The organism is Clostridium sp. CX1 (assembly GCF_025398335.1).
In the GTDB taxonomy this organism is placed as follows: domain Bacteria; phylum Bacillota; class Clostridia; order Clostridiales; family Clostridiaceae; genus Clostridium_AM; species Clostridium_AM tanneri.
The window spans coordinates 158,876-175,382 of the sequence record NZ_JAODOO010000003.1 but is presented as its reverse complement, the minus strand read 5'-3'; the positions used below and the strand labels follow the sequence as shown (position 1 = coordinate 175,382).

Genomic DNA, 16,507 nt, shown 5'->3' with positions numbered 1-16,507 from the left:
TAGAGACCATAGGGTTCTAAGCTTAAGCAGCCTTCTTTTGTATATCTTCTTTTTTCTTTGCCTTAGGTACTAACAGTAATACAGCAATTAGTGATATAGTTCCTGCAATTACACTAACCCCTAATCCCCATCCAGCAGCTAAATGCTGAGCTGTTTTATCATTCATAAGAATAGCAGTTGATACTGCTCCAGAAATTGCAACTCCAAAACTTCCACCTAAAGAACTTGCCATTTTATAAATACCTGATGCAGAACCGGCTTTTTCCTGAGGAACATTTCCAACTGCAGTGTTCGTGGATGGAGTAGCATAAAACCCGAAGCCAACTCCCATAATAGCAAGACCAATAAAAGCAGATGCAAAATATAGTGAATTTGGTAAGAAAGTTAGTGACATTAGTAAAATCCCTGCTGCAGCTATAAAAGTTCCTATAGCCATTGGCATACGTGCCCCTGTCTTAAGCATCACTTTTTCACCTACACGAATTGTTGACACTATTGCAACTAAATAACCAATTGTCAATAATCCACTTTGGAATGAAGTCAACCCACGTCCTGTTTGAACATACGGCATTAGGATAAATAAACATCCTGCACACATATTAAGTAAAAAATTTGAAATTACAGCAGCATTATAACCTCTGCTGCTAAATAGGGATAAATCAACCAATGGAGCCTTCTGTCTGCGTTCTATAAATAGGAAGGCAGCAAATAAAATTACAAAAGCAGCTATTAACGAAAGAATAATAGGACTAGTCCATCCAAACTGTCTACCACGAGTAACAACTAAATTTAATGAAAGTAACGCTAATACTAAAGTAGTGATTCCAAAATAGTCAATGCTTTGTTTTTCTCCGCTATTAATTTTACTTTCTGGAGTATCTTTAATTAAAAACATACCCATCAATGCTACTGGAACAGTAAGCCAAAATAACCAACGCCAGCTTAATACTGACACTACTGCTCCACCAAAGAAGTTAGCTATACTGCTTCCACCCCAAGAAGCTAAAGACCAAAAGCTTAGGGCACGAGGACGAGCTTCACCTGGATAATAAGCATTTATAAGAGCTAGAGTAGCTGGCATAATTAATGCACCTGATAACCCTTGAATAACACGACCTATAATAAGAAGGGTCTGCCCTTGTGCCATTGCACAAAATATGGAACCAATAATACTTAATATAAATCCAACTTGAGTAATCTTAACTCTTCCTACTTTATCAGCAATTCCTCCTGCTGTCACAATACTAACACCACAAATTAATGCTGTAATACTAACTGCAGTACTAACAACAGAGCTTGAAATCCCTAAGTCACGAGTTAGTGGTGGTACACCTGCAGTTATAGCACTTGCGAATAACCAGTAGGTTGCTACACCAAGAATCATTCCAAATAATAAACGATCATTGCCTTTATAGTTTGTCATATTTTTTTCCTCCTAACACTTATTTTTTACTTCCTCAATTTAATAGGTATAATTCCTCAGAGTCACTAAATAGGTAAAAAATTCATTTACTAGTACTAGTGTCTTGATCAGTTTTTAATTAAAGTTTTATCAATGATTTCATATTATACCTATTAGCAAAAAGTTAAAATACCATTTCCTCGAACGTTTCCGCTGGTTCCTTGAGTTCAATATTTTGTTACGTTAGGAGGTTATTTTTTGTTCTGAACATGAAGCTTATCTGATTAACTATCGGCTCTAATACTCCCATACAAACTCTGTGAAATCAGAGAGTGGCTATATTCCTGGATTCATTCAAATAAGAATAAGCTGGGATTTAAAACCCCAGCCTATTCTTATTTTCCACTTCATACTATGTTATTTTGTTTTTATTTAACCTTTTTCTTAGGAGAGAAAATGGTTAAATCTTGAACAAACATTTCTTCCCTTATAAATGTATTCAAAGTCATGTTAGGATTTTTATCAACTATATCCTTAAGTATATAAAGGCCTAATCCTCTATCCTCTCCCTTACTAGAGTATCCTCTCTCATAAATTTCAGTTAAGTTTACTTTTCCACCCTTAAAAGTATTTGCTACTGTGATATTTAAGTCATCATTAATTACCTCTACATAAATTTCCACTCTCTTATCCTCATTTTCCGAAGCTTCCTCTAAAGCATTTTCTAGTATAATTCCCATAGTCCTAGAAAATTCCAGCTCAGGTATATGAGTTTCTTTTACATCTCCTATAACTATTAAGCTGACATCTATGGCTTTTTTAATACTTAACATAATATAGTATGAGAGCATAGATTTTAGAGTACTATAATTTACATCCTTTAAATTTAAAAATGCATCATAGCTCTTATCCCCTACTATCTCTCTATTTAGTTTGTCTAATAAATTATTCTCATTTAAACTTTCTGCTCCAATGCCCAGCAATATGTTTTTATAATCATGCTTAAACTCTCTATACTTTTCCACTAATTTTTCTATAGTTCCTATATAGAGAGTTAGTTCTTTAATTCTCTTCTCCTTTTCATTCAATTCCAATTCATCTTTTACTTTTTTAATGTTTAATTCATCATTTATAATATAAAAAACTATAATAAAGAAGTTTATAGAAACAAAGGAAATTAATTTAATTCCATAGTTCACATTTAAGTCATTTATTATCTTTATTAGTATATTAATAGCCATAATGATATATATGCCGTTAAAGTTTCTGTTCTTTACATCCTCTTCAGAAAAACTTAGGGGAATATATCTTCTAAGTAATCCGAAAGCTATCATGATAGCTAAGTAAATTAATATAAAGTAAAAATTGACGTTATAAAACAATATATTAAAGTTAAATATATCTTTTATACTTATGGTATATCCCAAAATAAGCACTATGCCTGCACTCATGTAGTAAGCCATTAAAGTAATTAATTCAACAAAAAAGGAAAGCTCCAGATTTTGTTTAAAATTCTTCCCAATAGAGAAATAGGTTATAATGTAATTACAAAACCATACAAATATAAAGGATAAAAAGTTATCTTTTAAAAATGCCATAACAGTAGGCTTAATAAGTATGACTAATACTACTGCACAAATTCCATTAATATTAACCCTTACCTTTTTATTATAAAAAGCATATATAAGATAAGTCTGTACTAGTGTAGTTGCTATTGTGTAATGCATCCCCTTATCTCCTTTTCTCTTCTCTTGGAGACAATTTCTCTTATATCGCCAGTAAGAACTACATATAAATTATCATCAATGTTTTCAATCTTTTTGATATGCTCTTTGTTTACAATTATACTTCTATGAATTTGTATGAACTCATTTGAAAGCTTCTCTTGAATTTCTTTTAAAGTCAAGTTTATACATACTTGTTCTTTAGTTGTGTAGATAATAATTTTCTTTTTGCTCTTATCTGTTTCTAAACAGATAATATCGGAAGGCTTTATCATAAATACATTTCCACCAACTTTAAATATTAAAGATTTGCTTTGAATCTTTTCCTTATAAATTTTAGAATATACATCAAGTGCTTCCTTAAGGCTATTTTCCATATTATAGCCTTTGTCTATAAAATCCAGTATTTTAAGCTTATATTTAAATACACTTTGCATTTGATGAACATGAGCAGTAACATATATCATTTCTCCCTCATATTCATCAATATTTCTTATCTCTCTCCCCAGCAACAATCCATTTTTATCCTGTTTTAAGTCTATATCTAAAATATACAAACAATCCTCATATGAATTTAAAGCTTTAATATAATTTACTGTTTCTTCATAATTTTTAAATGCTTTAATGTTGCATTCCAAACCTTTATCTTCAAAAAAGGATTTTGTTATTCGTGAAATTTCTTTTATATTTTCTTGTCTGTCTTCACATATAATTACATTCAAAAGAATCACCTCTTCACATTTTTACAACATAAGCCTAACTTATGAAACTATGTGTCATTTTCATTAATTTATAGTCTACCATAAATATGTATATTAAATCATTATTGCTTTAAAAAATCTAAATATTTCTTTTGATTAGTTTTGTAAAAGTTACGTAACTTACAGAATATATTAATATATATTATTTCTCATAAGCAAACTCCACTTGGGCGCTAAAGCAAGTTGGTATCGCTAGACTTAGTAATACTTTCTTATTAAACCTACCATTAACTAAATAATTTATTAACCACTTACAATTGACTAATTATTCAAAAAAGAGTAATATAATAGTTAGGTAGCCTATCTAATTTTATAAATGAATGTATAAAAGTATTTTTACTAATATTTTTCACTGTTGGTTGAGATGTAGGACTTCCATTCCAAACTTGATTTAGAACTAAATCATTATTTAACACGGACTCTGAATTGTACTAACAAACATTACTTTGACAATAAAAAAATATACTCTATTTATATTTAATAAATTAAAGGAGATGTTCAGGATTATGAATAATATTATTGATTTATTAGTTATTGGCGCTGGCCCAGCAGGACTTATGACTGCAAAAACCGCAGCAGAATTAGGATTGAAGGTTACGCTTATTGAAAAGAATAAAAACTTCAAAGAGTTACGTAGAGCATGTTCTGCTCAATTTATTTTAGATGATGGTTATGAAAATGAATTTATTAAATTAGAAGATGGGAAAATATTATTTACAAAGAATAATTTCCAAGTTAATTACACTGGAACTTTAGTTGATGTTAAGAATAAATACTATAAGTCTCCTAATGGCCATAGAATTCATTTTGCTCTTCCAGGCGAAAAAGCATTTGCTGTAAAGTTTGATAAACGAAAACTTCTTGATGATTTATGTAAAGAATGTGTAGATTTAGGCGTTGACGTTAGAATGTCAACTTTGGCATCTGGAGGATCCGATAATGGTGACTACGTAAGCATAAATCTTAAAGATAATAATAATATTAGCTATACTTTAAATGCAAAAAAAGTTGTCATTGCTGAGGGCGCAAATGCACATTTAACTGGCTTATTCGGTTTAAATAAAGGTAGAACTAACTTTGCTACAGCTCTCGTAGTAAAATATATACTTGAAGGCATATCAGGAATTGAACCCAATAGCTGGAATCTCTTTTATGGAAAATCATTTTTCTCTAATGCACCAATAATTATAGGGCCTAGCTTATATGGAGATAACACTTTTGAACTAACAATTTCAGGTTCTGCAAATGCAAGACCAGATTCAATTTATGAAAATGTTATTAATAAAAGTCCACTTAAAAAGAATTTTGAAACTGCTAAGTTAATCGATAAACAAGGCTGTGCTGTAAAAGCTTTTTCGTCACTTAAAACACCTTATAGAGGCAATGTTCTTGCAATTGGTGATAGTGCTGCCTTTGTTGAAGTTGAAGTTCAAGGTGGATTTATGTGCGGATATCATGCAGCACATGCAATAAATGAGGAACTTCAAGGAAAGAATGGTTTTGAAAATTATACTAATTGGTGGAAAAAAGCTTTTGAATTTAATAGTGATGAATATCTTCTAGTATCTCAAGGTTATGCACTTGTACCAACATATACTGATGATGAACTTGATTATCTTTTTGGTCTTATTGAAGATAAAGTATTAGAAGGTACTTATAGTCAATATAAAACTCCAAAACTTATTTGGGATGCAATTTTATTGCATAAAGACAAGATTCAAAGTGAAAAACCTGTTATATATGAAAAAATAAAAAAGATGAACACTATGACTTTAACAGATACATTTAAGAATTAATTTGAGGGGAGCTATAATATGGAAACTATGATTGATTTAATCGTAATTGGTGCAGGACCAGCAGGACTAATGACTGCAAAAAGAGCAGCAGAATTAGGTTTAAAAGTAACAGTCATTGAAATGAAAAAAGATATTACAAATGTAAAACGTGCATGCTCTGCTCAATTTGTTATGGATGATGGCTATGAGAATGAAACTGTTAAAATAGAAGATAATAAAATAATATTTACAAAGAATGGTTTTCATATAAATTACACTGGACGATTATTAAATATTGTTGACCACTACCATCACTCTCCTGGCGGTCATAAAATACATTTTGCGCATCTAGATCATAGACCAGTTGCAATAAAGTTCGACAAAGGGCATCTGCTTGGGGACCTATGGAAGGATTGTGAAAAGTTAGGTGTGGAATTAATGTTAGAAACCATAGCATATGAAGGAAAAGACCTAGGTGACCATGTTAGTGTAAACATTAAATGCAATAATAAAATTTCTACTATTTTAGCAAAGAAATTAGTTATTGCTGAGGGTGTCAATGCAAAATTAACTGGATTATTTGGTCTTAATAAAGGAAGAACTCACTATGGCACACCTTTGGTATTTAGCTGTATTATGGAAGGTACTACTGGGTTTGAACCACAAAGCTGGAATCAATTCTATGGAAGTAAATATCATCCTTTTGCAGAAGTAATGGTTGAATCTGCTATTGAAGGTAATGACGCTATTGAACTTACCATTATGGGTACTAAAGATTTAAGACCTGATGTTCTTTTTGAAAAACTTATTAATGATAGCCCAATGAGCCATCATTTTACTAATGCCCGTGTCATAGAAAGAAGAGGATGTGCCGTTAAGTCTTATGATTCACTTTTAAAACCATACAACGGTAATGTACTTGTAATTGGTGATAGTGCAGCCCATATTGAGACTATTGTTCAGGGAGCATTAATGTGTGGCTACCATGCAGCTAATGCCATAAATGATGAACTTAATGGCATAAATGGTTTTGAAAAATATACAAGCTGGTGGGATGATGCATTTGATTTCAATCGTACTGACCCTCTTGAATTCGTTAAGTTATATGGCAGTTTAGGTATGAGACCAAAATACACAGATGAAGAACTTGACTATATGTTTTCTTTGGTTGAAGGCGAATTAGTCAATGGAAACTTCAGTCAGTTTGAGGTTCCTAAAAACGTATGGAAGGCAATTTTATCCCATAAGGCCCAGATTCAAAATGAAAAACCAATTTTATTTGATAAGATAAAGAATATTGATGAGTTGAATCGTGAAGGAAAACTCAATTAATACCATGTTATAGATGACTATTATTTTTGAGAATGGGAGAAATGATATGAGTAAAATAGATAATGAAAATATTTTTCATATTAATAAGGAGATTATTGAGCAGCATATTAAAAGGGGAATGGATTTATTGACTGCTAAGTATGACCTTAAAGAAGCTGAAACTGGAAAATTTGCTAATCTACGAATACAAGGTATTGATTATAGCATTAAACAGTATGAGATTAATGGCGTGGGAAATCTTTTAGTAATGGATTCTAAAGATTCAATTAAACTTCAAATGGCCTCATTTGTAATTACTCCATATTATAAATCATTACCTTTGTTTTCAACTGATTATATATATATGCAGGAAAGAAGAAGTTTTTTAATTGAATATTATGATTTAGTACCAGAAAAAGATGAGCGCTATTTAAATTATATGAGTAAGTTTTCAAGTCTTAAAGCAGAACATAATCACTTAGAGGATATGAAACTGAAAGAATGCTGGTATGATTCATTAAAGCCAGTGTGTACAGCTAAAAACACAGATAGAACTAAGGATTCAGAGATATCATCTATGTTTGTAGATAACCTGAACTTATTTACTGAAATGGAAAGCAATAGTGAGTTATTGACAACAGAAGCAAGAAAGTTAAAATGGAAAATTACGCAAGACTATACAGATGGATTAGTCGATAATGGAGGCGTATCTACAAATGTATTTAAGACGGTTATGGGTAGTGATGCAACCAAAGAATTTTTTAATAAGGTGTTTTTTGGAACAAGCAGGTAAGTAAACTATTAAGTAGACTGTTTACAATATACAGCTTAATTTAAAGGGTAAAGAGGAAATATAGTTTTAGAGGTCGGAAAACAAAAAAGTTATTTTCCGACCTCCAATTTATACAGAAAACTCTGATACCAATTGGAGAGTTCTTTTATTATTTGAGGAAAGATAACTGTTCAATCTTGTCTTCTTTAAAAGATGAAATTGATATTCCTATTAGTCTTATCTTTTCTTCAAATTCTAATTCTTCTAAAATACTGCAGGCTTCTCTGTATATGTCCGCCTCATTAGATATATAATAGGACAGGGTTTTACTCTTAGTATGGTTAACAAAAGATGAGGTTTTTGTTTTTATAGTAATATTCTTACCCTTTACATTTTTATTTTCCAATGTATCCGCAATAGACCCTGCAAAGGCTTTTATATATAATTTTAGTTCTTCTTTATCATTGGTATCATTGCTTAATGTAGTTTCCCTACCAATAGATTTTCTTTCCCTTAATATCTGAACTTCTCTCTTATCTATTCCTCTAATTCTATCATAAATATCTATTCCAAACTTTCCGAAGAACTCTACTAATAAATCTTGAGGCAGCTTATATAACTCTTCTATAGTGTAAACACCAATATTATTAAGCTTCTTAGCGGATTTTTTTCCTAATCCGTGGACTTTATCTATAGAAAGGGGAAAGAGAATTTTTGGCACCTCATCCTTTCCAATTATTTTTAGCCCATTAGGCTTATTCCAATCAGAGGCTAGCTTTGCTAGGAATTTATTATAAGATAATCCTGCAGAAATAGTAAGCCCCGTTTCTTTTCTTACTCTATTTTTAACAAAACTTGCTATATCTAGTGGGCTCTTATTTATATCAGTTATATCTAAATAGGCTTCATCTATACTCAAAGGCTCTACATAAGGAGTTATTTCATAAAAAATATTAAATATTTTATTAGATATTTCTTTATATCTTCCATATCTAACAGGAAGAATAATGGCCTTAGGACACTTTTCCTTGGCCATGTATATAGGCATAGCACTTCTTACCCCATAAGCTCTAGCTTCATAGGAACAAGTTGCAACCACTCCTCTGTTAGAATTACCTCCAATTATTACAGGCTTTCCTCTTAAATTCTTGTTATCCACTATTTCAACAGATGCAAAAAAGGCATCCATGTCTACATGCATTATCACTTTATCCACCTAATACTCCTCCATATGTTTTATATCAAGCTTATAATTATATTTTACCACATAACCTTGTCAACATTATGTCACAGTTATGATATATATATAATAAAATAAAGTAATGATTAAAACTAAATAGTTTGTTAAACTAATTTGCACTGCTTATAATTAACAACAAATTATCCTTGACAAAAACTTACTATTGCTATAAAATCTTTATAAACTAAATATGAGGCTTTGAAAAGGAATAGTAATATTCTCATCTTCATAAGAGAGCTGTTGGATGGTGAAAAACAGCGTTGATAGTATATGAACTCGCCTTGGAGCTTACTTGCAGAAAAGCAGGTACGGTAGAAACCGTTATATTTTTGAGTGAAACTAAGTATAGTAATGTACTAAGTTTAATAAGAGTGGTACCGCGGAGTATAAGCTTTTCGTCTCTTGAATTATGAGATGAAAGGCTTTTTTTATTCTTTTATTAATTAAATAGGCCTACTAAATAAGTAAGGTGTCATGAAATAAAAACAGGTTTATTTTATGTAGATAATGTTAAAATAGTTATTATGTAACTAAACTATAGAAAAGGAGCGATTTTATGGGTAACTACGGAACTAATGTAGATGAAAAGTGGCAAAAAAAATGGGAGGAAACTGAGTTATATAAATTCGATGATACCAATCTAGAGAATAAGCTTTATACGCTTGAGATGTTCTCCTATCCTTCTGGAAGTAAGCTACATGCCGGTCACTGGTTTAACTACGGACCAGTAGATTCATGGGCTAGAATGAAAAGAATGCAGGGACATAATGTGTTCCAACCAATGGGTTTCGATGCCTTTGGTCTTCCTGCAGAAAACTTTGCTATTAAAACAGGAATTCATCCTAAGGATTCTACCATGAAAAACATTGAAACTATGGAAAAACAGTTAAGAGCCATGGGCGCTATGTTTAACTGGGAAAATGAAGTAATAACTTGTTTACCTGAATATTATAAGTGGAATCAATGGCTATTCTTAGAGCTTTATAAAAAGGGATTAGCTTACAGAAAGAAAGCTCCTGTAAATTGGTGCCCCAGCTGTAATACAGTTCTTGCTAACGAACAGGTTGTTGATGGTGCCTGTGAAAGATGCTCTACTGAAGTTACTAAAAAAGACTTAACTCAGTGGTTCCTAAAGATTACAGATTATGCTGATGAACTATTAGAGGAATTAGATAACCTTGATTGGCCTGAAAAAACTAAAGCAATGCAAAGACACTGGATTGGAAAATCAATAGGTGCTCAAGTAACCTTTAAAGTAGAGAATTCTGACTTACAATTTGATGTATTTACTACAAGAGTTGATACACTTTTTGGAGTTACTTATGCAGTTTTAGCACCAGAAAATAATTTAGTAGATAGTCTGACAACTGCTGAGTATAAAGCTCAAGTTGAAGAATATAAAGACCAGGCTAAAAAGCAGTCTGATATTGAAAGACAGTCAATTACTAGAGAGAAAACAGGAGTATTCACTGGCTCCTATGCTATAAATCCGATAAATGGAAGAAAGGTTCCTATTTGGGTGGCAGACTATGTATTAAACACTTATGGTACTGGAGCAGTTATGGCAGTTCCTGCTCATGATGAAAGAGACTTTGCTTTTGCAAAGAAGTATAACCTTCCAATAGAAAGGGTTATTGAAGGTGGAGATTCCCTTCCTTATACTGAGTATGGAAAGATGGTTAACAGCGAAGAGTTTAATGGATTAGTTGGCGAAGAAGGTAAAAAAGCTGTTATTAAAAAGCTTGAGTCTATGGGTCTTGGTGCTGGAAAAGTTAACTACAGATTAAGAGACTGGTTAGTTTCAAGACAAAGATACTGGGGTACACCTATACCTATGATTCATTGTGAGAAGTGCGGAACAGTGCCGGTTCCTGAAAATCAACTTCCTGTTGAGCTTCCATATGATGTAGAATTTTCACCAGACGGTAAATCACCACTTTCTAAGTCAGAGGAGTTTATAAATACTACATGTCCTACATGTGGAGGAGCTGCTAAAAGAGAAGCAGATACTTTAGATACCTTTGTGTGTTCTTCATGGTACTATTTGAGATATGCTGATAATAAAAACTCCGAAAAAGCTTTTGATACAGAAAAAATAAACAAAGTTCTTCCAGTAGATATGTATGTTGGAGGACCAGAGCATGCTTGTATGCATCTTTTATATGCTAGATTTATAACAAAAGCTTTAAGAGATATGGGATATATAAACTTTGGAGAGCCATTCCTAGCTCTAAGACATCAAGGGCTTATACTAGGACCAGATGGACAAAAAATGAGCAAATCTAAGGGAAACACCATATCACCAGATGATTATATTACGGAATTTGGTTCAGATGTATTTAGAATGTATTTAATGTTCGGCTTTGACTACACTGAAGGTGGAGCATGGAGTGATGACGGTATAAAATCTATGGGAAGATTCGTAGATAGAGTGGAAAGAATTTTAGAATCCTGTAGAGAAGAAATAAATAATCCTAAGAATGACAAAACTACTCTAGATAAAGCTGAAAAAGAGTTAAATTACATGAGACATTTTGCAATAAAATCTATATCCGAGGATGCCAATAAGTTCCAGTTCAATACATCAATAGCAAGACTGATGGAATATACTAATACTCTTTCAAAATATTTAACAGAAGAAGTTAAAAATCCATCATTCTTAAAAGAAGTGATAATTGATCTTATAAAGCTTATTGCTCCTTTTGCACCTCACTTTGCTGAAGAGCAGTGGGAACTTGTTGGTATGAGCTATTCAGTATTCAATGAAAAATGGCCTGTTTTTGACCCTAAGGCACTTGTAAAAGATGAGATTGAAATAGCAATTCAGGTTAACGGAAAGATAAAGGCTAAGATGAATGTAGCTACAGGTTTATCTGAAGATGAAATAAAGGAAGTGGCTATAAATAATGAGGAAATGAAAATCTTCTTAGAGGGTAAAGAAATTAAAAAAGTTATAGTTGTTAAAGGTCGTCTTGTAAATATAGTGGCAAAATAAAAACGGGGGATTTTTCCCCCATTTTTATTTTATAAAATCACTATTTTTATCTATAAATTTCTAAGGTCTTTTCTGTAGACTTCAATAAACTAGCTAATTCATATGCTTCTCCTTCTTCAATCAGTTTGTTTAGTTGAGACTGATACCTTGTGGATTCAGCATGTTTTCCCATTGAAGATAAGGTAAGTACATTATTCATTATATCTGAAACCAAACTTGATTTCACCTCAAATAGCTTTTGAGCATCCTTTATTTCGTCCTTTATCTCCAACATCTGTTGATCTAATTGAAAGGCTGCATCTCCAGCTGACTTAAGCTTCGCCTTAATGTTATCAGGAATTTTATGTTTATACTTGTAGTTTAAGGAGTGTTCTATAGTAGCCCAAAAATTCATAGCTAATGTTCTTATTTGAAATTCAGCTAATATCTCCTTCTGACCATCTGCCATATTTACAGGATACTTAATTATTATATGGTAGCTTCTATAACCACTTTCTTTTACGTTTGTTACATAATCTTTCTCATAAATTATTTGCATGTCTTTTCTGCTTCTGATTATATCTACAACCTTCTCGACATCATCAACAAACTGACACATAACTCTTAATCCAGCTATGTCCTCCATTTCGTAACCAATTCTGTCTAAAGGTATATTAAACTTGTTTGCCTTCTCTAGTATGCTGGATAATTCCTTTACTCTTCCTGTCACAAATTCAATAGGTGAATATTCATTTTTTCTTCTGTATTCTTTTCTTATACTTCTAATCTTAACTTTTAATTCCTCAACAGCTTGCTCATACGGTATTAAAAATGTTTTCCATTCTCCTATAGCCATGTCAGATCACCTCTATATAGTATAATCTTAATAGTTTGCCATCTATTATTATACTACTTTATTGTATTAGATTATATATGTAAATAAATAATATTATTTCCCATAATATTTTGATATAATAAAATATATAATAAAATATAAGCATTGTAGGTGATATTTATATGTCAAATAATATATTTTCTGGACTTGAAAACTTGGGCTTTGATGACGTAAGTAGTGTAAACCTATATAAAAAAGAAGAAGAAGATAAAACCCCTCAATTAGAAGAAAAAAGTGAAGACGACAAGATAAAATCACTTTTATATGATAGACAAGTTACTTGTCCTGTATGTGAAAGTTCTTTTAAAGCTAGATCTGTAAAAACATCAGCTTATAGAATTGAAAAACAGGATTCTGATTTTTTTATAAAATATGCTCTTATCAATCCTTATTTTTATGATGTTTGGGTATGCAGCAGTTGTGGTTATTCTGCAATGAAGAATGACTTTAGCAAGATTAGAAATTATCAGTGTGACGCTATTAAAGAAAAAATCACCTCAAGATGGACTGGCAAAACTTATCCAGAGGTATATGATATAAATATAGCTATAGAAAGATATAAGCTCTCTTTACTCAGTTATTATGTTATAGAAGCAAAAGCTAGTAAAAAGGCTATGAACTGCCTAAAACTTGCTTGGATGTACAGAATATTAGGTGATGAAGCCAATGAATTGACCTTTATAAAACAAGCTTTAGAGGGCTTTAATGATGCCTTTTTTAATGAAGACTTCCCTCTATATGGCATGGATAAATTTACTTCTATGTATCTTATTGGAGAACTTAACAGAAGAGTTGGAAATGATGATGAAGCTTTAAATTGGTTTAGTAAGGTTGTAGCTACGCCTGGAGCTTCTTCAAAAATTAAGGATAAATGCCGTGACCAAAGGGATCTAATTAAGGAACTTCAAAGCAAAAATAGCACTGACAATATTGAGGATGTTTCTGAAGAGGATGACAAGAAAAACAAAAAAGGCTTTTTCTCCAGATTCTTTAAATAAGTATAATGAAACAGAAAAAAGTTTGGGTGCACTGAACACCGGTGTTCAGTGCACCTAAACTTTTCCGTCCCATTAATTTGCTTATATGAACAAGTTTACGTTAGAATCTTCCGCTTCTCCTAAGTAATAACCTACTCCTCCTATTTTGACTCCATCTATTAATTCTTCCTTCTTAAGACCCATCACGTCCAAAGTCATTTGACATGCAACTATTTCTATTCCACTTTTCATAGCTGACTTAATCAAGTCATCAAGAGAAGAAACATTTTTATCCTTCATCACCTTCTGCATCATCTTTGTGCCCATTCCCATCATATTCATTTTAGATAACTTTAACTTCTTAGCTCCTCTTGGCATCATAATGCCAAACATTTTGTCTATGGCTCCTTTTTGCACAGGAACCCTTTCATGCTTTCTTAGGATATTTAAGCCCCAAAAGGTAAAGAACATAGTAACCTTTTTCCCCATTGCTGCAGCTCCATTTGCAATTATAAAGGATGCCATAGCTTTATCAAAGTCACCACTAAATACAACTAAAGTTTTATTGTCTCTTTGTGAAATCATACCACCAGCATCTTCTGAATCCTCTGATGAATTATTACTGCTTACCTGTTTGCCATTACCCTTTCTTATGAAAGCTATAATGTTTCCCTTTTCCCTTTTTCTATCTACTAATTTATTATTAGTTCGCTGACACCAAGACTTTATGTCTTCATAAAACCCCTGGTCTGACGCAGTAGCCTTTAGAATTTCTCCTTCTTTCATATCTCCTATGGCACTGTTAACCTTCATTAAAGGACCGGGACAGCTCAATCCACAGGCATCTAGGTTCTTATCAAAACTTCCATCTTTATATTCTGCATCTTCTTGTTTAATGCTATCCTTATGGGCCTCTTTATATTCATTTGAGTTACTTTCTAAACTGACATCCCTGTCCTCTTCTCTTAGGTTCATAGAACCATCTTCGCTATCCTTATCCATTGTAACTTCCTTTGGTTTGAACTTGCTCATAGTATAAGTTTTGTATCCACCAGTTAGATTTTTAACCTTAAAACCATTTGCCATTAAAATTCTCGCAGCTATATATCCTCTAAGACCAACTTGGCAGTGAACCAAAATTTCCTTATTTTTATCTACTTCATCTATTCTATCTCTTAGGTTATCTACTGGTATATTTATGGATCCCTCTATTCTGCCATTACTATATTCTTCATCAGTTCTTACATCTATGAGTTGAGTTTTACTTCTATCTCTATTATCAATATCTTCTGGAAGCACAACCTCATGTCTACCTGTCAGTACGTTCTCTGCAATAAATCCAGCCATATTTACCGGATCCTTTGCAGAAGAGTATGGTGGTGCATAAGTTAGCTCTAATTCTGCTAAATCATAAATTGTTCCGCCAAGTCTCATTGTAGTTGCTATATCATCCATTCTCTTATCTACGCCAACATATCCAAAGGCTTGAGCTCCTAATATCTTTCCTTCATCATTAAATATAAGTTTCATTGACATTGGCGATCCACCTGGGTAATATCCTGCACTTGAGTTAGGATGAAGGTATATAACTCTATACGGTATGTTTTTAGCCTTTAGTGTTCTTTCATTATTTCCTGTACTTGCACCAGTTAAATCAAACACCTTAATAATAGCTGACCCCATAGTTCCCTTATAAGTTGAGTTTAACCCGCATACATTGTCTGCAGCTATTCTGCCTTGTTTGTTAGCAGGTCCCGCTAATGCAATAGCAGTTTTGCCCCCATTTACAAAATCAACAACCTCTACAGCATCTCCAACAGCATATACACCGTCTAAGTTAGTTTCCATTTTATTGTTTGTAATTATGTGGCCTCTTGGTCCAAATTCTATTCCTGAATCTTTTAGAAAAGCAGTATCTGGCTTAACTCCTATGGCAAGTATAACTATATCCGCATATAAAGTCTTGCCACTATTTAATACTACATTTAATCCAGTTCCTTCTTCCTTAAATGCTTTAACTCCGTCATTTAAAATAATACCTACCCCATTGTCCTCCAATTCTTTTTCTGCATAAGTTACCATGTCAGAATCAAATGGTGCTAATATATGTGGGGCAGCTTCAACTAGCGCTACATTTAAACCTCTTTCTTTAAGGTTCTCTGCCATTTCAACACCAATATATCCGCCACCTATAACTACTGCATTTTTAATATTTTTGTTATCTACATAAGACTTTATCTTGTCTGTATCCGGTACATTTCTCAATGTAAATATTTTATCACTTTGAATTCCTTCTATTGGTGGCTTAAGTGGTGCAGCTCCTGGTGACAAAATTAGATAATCATAGCTTTCCTCATATTCACCTTTATCCTTGCTTTTTACTTTTACCTTTTTATTTTTAGCATCAATTCCTATTACATCACTGTTTATTCTAACATCTATATTAAATCTTTCATTCATAGCTTCAGGGGTTTGAACTAATAACTTCTCTCTTTCCTTTATAGTTTCACCTATATAGTATGGAAGTCCACAGTTTGCAAAGGAAATATACTCTCCTCTTTCAAACATTACTATTTCTGCATTTTCATCAAGTCTTCTAAGTCTTGCTGCCGCAGAGGCTCCACCTGCTACACCACCTACAATTAATACTCTTTTATTCATCTAAAAATCCTCCTC

Annotated in this window: 11 protein-coding genes and 1 other annotated feature; of the genes, 5 read left to right on the top strand and 6 right to left on the bottom strand. The window is 32.3% G+C overall.

The features are described 5' to 3' along the window. Positions 1 to 22 precede the first annotated feature (22 nt). The 3 genes from N4T77_RS04470 to N4T77_RS04460 form a co-directional block, all read right to left on the bottom strand. Positions 23 to 1,423, bottom strand: coding sequence for an MFS transporter (locus N4T77_RS04470; protein WP_261670542.1), 1,401 nt, complete (start codon positions 1,421 to 1,423; stop codon positions 23 to 25). 407 nt (positions 1,424 to 1,830) lie between these two features. Beyond that, positions 1,831 to 3,129, bottom strand: a complete 1,299-nt coding sequence (locus tag N4T77_RS04465) for a GHKL domain-containing protein (RefSeq protein ID WP_261670541.1) — start codon at positions 3,127 to 3,129, stop codon at positions 1,831 to 1,833. Next, entirely contained in the window at positions 3,114 to 3,857 is a 744-nt protein-coding gene (locus N4T77_RS04460) for a LytTR family DNA-binding domain-containing protein (protein ID WP_261670540.1), read from the bottom strand. The genes N4T77_RS04465 and N4T77_RS04460 overlap by 16 nt, the downstream gene beginning before the upstream one ends. Positions 3,858 to 4,393: 536 nt before the next feature. Between N4T77_RS04460 and N4T77_RS04455 the strand changes: the two genes are divergently transcribed. The 3 genes from N4T77_RS04455 to N4T77_RS04445 are packed head-to-tail and all read left to right on the top strand — an operon-like array spanning position 4,394 to position 7,766. After that, positions 4,394 to 5,683 (top strand): NAD(P)/FAD-dependent oxidoreductase, encoded by a 1,290-nt coding sequence (locus N4T77_RS04455; protein WP_261670539.1) that lies wholly within the window; start codon positions 4,394 to 4,396, stop codon positions 5,681 to 5,683. Between the two features lie 18 nt (positions 5,684 to 5,701). After that, positions 5,702 to 6,994: an FAD-dependent oxidoreductase gene (locus N4T77_RS04450; RefSeq protein WP_261670538.1), complete on the top strand. Its 1,293-nt coding sequence runs from the start codon at positions 5,702 to 5,704 to the stop codon at positions 6,992 to 6,994. A 46-nt stretch (positions 6,995 to 7,040) separates the two neighbouring features. Next, positions 7,041 to 7,766, top strand: coding sequence for a bilin reductase (locus N4T77_RS04445; RefSeq protein WP_261670537.1), 726 nt, complete (start codon positions 7,041 to 7,043; stop codon positions 7,764 to 7,766). Between the two features lie 148 nt (positions 7,767 to 7,914). On the opposite strand, the gene N4T77_RS04440 is transcribed toward N4T77_RS04445, so the two are convergent. Beyond that, on the bottom strand, positions 7,915 to 8,961 hold the full coding sequence (locus N4T77_RS04440; RefSeq protein ID WP_261670536.1) for a DNA polymerase IV: 1,047 nt from the start codon (positions 8,959 to 8,961) through the stop codon (positions 7,915 to 7,917). A gap of 213 nt (positions 8,962 to 9,174) precedes the next feature. After that, positions 9,175 to 9,391 (top strand) — a binding site (T-box leader). A 150-nt stretch (positions 9,392 to 9,541) separates the two neighbouring features. Between N4T77_RS04440 and leuS the strand changes: the two genes are divergently transcribed. Beyond that, on the top strand, positions 9,542 to 11,980 hold the full coding sequence (gene leuS, locus N4T77_RS04435; protein WP_261670535.1) for a leucine--tRNA ligase: 2,439 nt from the start codon (positions 9,542 to 9,544) through the stop codon (positions 11,978 to 11,980). 46 nt (positions 11,981 to 12,026) lie between these two features. Here leuS and N4T77_RS04430 read toward each other — a convergent pair whose 3' ends face one another. Continuing rightward, entirely contained in the window at positions 12,027 to 12,815 is a 789-nt protein-coding gene (locus N4T77_RS04430) for a GTP pyrophosphokinase family protein (protein ID WP_261670534.1), read from the bottom strand. Positions 12,816 to 12,976: 161 nt separating this feature from the next. Between N4T77_RS04430 and N4T77_RS04425 the strand changes: the two genes are divergently transcribed. Beyond that, positions 12,977 to 13,852 carry a DUF2225 domain-containing protein gene (locus N4T77_RS04425; protein ID WP_261670533.1) on the top strand — a complete coding sequence of 292 codons (876 nt, stop codon included), beginning with the start codon at positions 12,977 to 12,979 and terminating at the stop codon, positions 13,850 to 13,852. A gap of 81 nt (positions 13,853 to 13,933) precedes the next feature. Here the strand turns inward: N4T77_RS04425 and N4T77_RS04420 are convergent, their stop codons facing one another. After that, a complete protein-coding gene (locus tag N4T77_RS04420; RefSeq protein WP_261670532.1) occupies positions 13,934 to 16,492 on the bottom strand; it encodes a DsrE/DsrF/DrsH-like family protein in 2,559 nt (852 codons plus the stop codon). Positions 16,493 to 16,507 lie beyond the last annotated feature (15 nt).

Coding starts and splice junctions, on each gene's coding strand:
- N4T77_RS04465 (WP_261670541.1), bottom strand. CDS start 3,129: ATGCATTACACAATAGCAACTACACTAGTACAGACTTATCTTATATAT.
- N4T77_RS04445 (WP_261670537.1), top strand. CDS start 7,041: ATGAGTAAAATAGATAATGAAAATATTTTTCATATTAATAAGGAGATT.
- N4T77_RS04420 (WP_261670532.1), bottom strand. CDS start 16,492: ATGAATAAAAGAGTATTAATTGTAGGTGGTGTAGCAGGTGGAGCCTCT.
- N4T77_RS04455 (WP_261670539.1), top strand. CDS start 4,394: ATGAATAATATTATTGATTTATTAGTTATTGGCGCTGGCCCAGCAGGA.
- N4T77_RS04470 (WP_261670542.1), bottom strand. CDS start 1,423: ATGACAAACTATAAAGGCAATGATCGTTTATTATTTGGAATGATTCTT.
- N4T77_RS04450 (WP_261670538.1), top strand. CDS start 5,702: ATGGAAACTATGATTGATTTAATCGTAATTGGTGCAGGACCAGCAGGA.
- N4T77_RS04430 (WP_261670534.1), bottom strand. CDS start 12,815: ATGGCTATAGGAGAATGGAAAACATTTTTAATACCGTATGAGCAAGCT.
- leuS (WP_261670535.1), top strand. CDS start 9,542: ATGGGTAACTACGGAACTAATGTAGATGAAAAGTGGCAAAAAAAATGG.
- N4T77_RS04425 (WP_261670533.1), top strand. CDS start 12,977: ATGTCAAATAATATATTTTCTGGACTTGAAAACTTGGGCTTTGATGAC.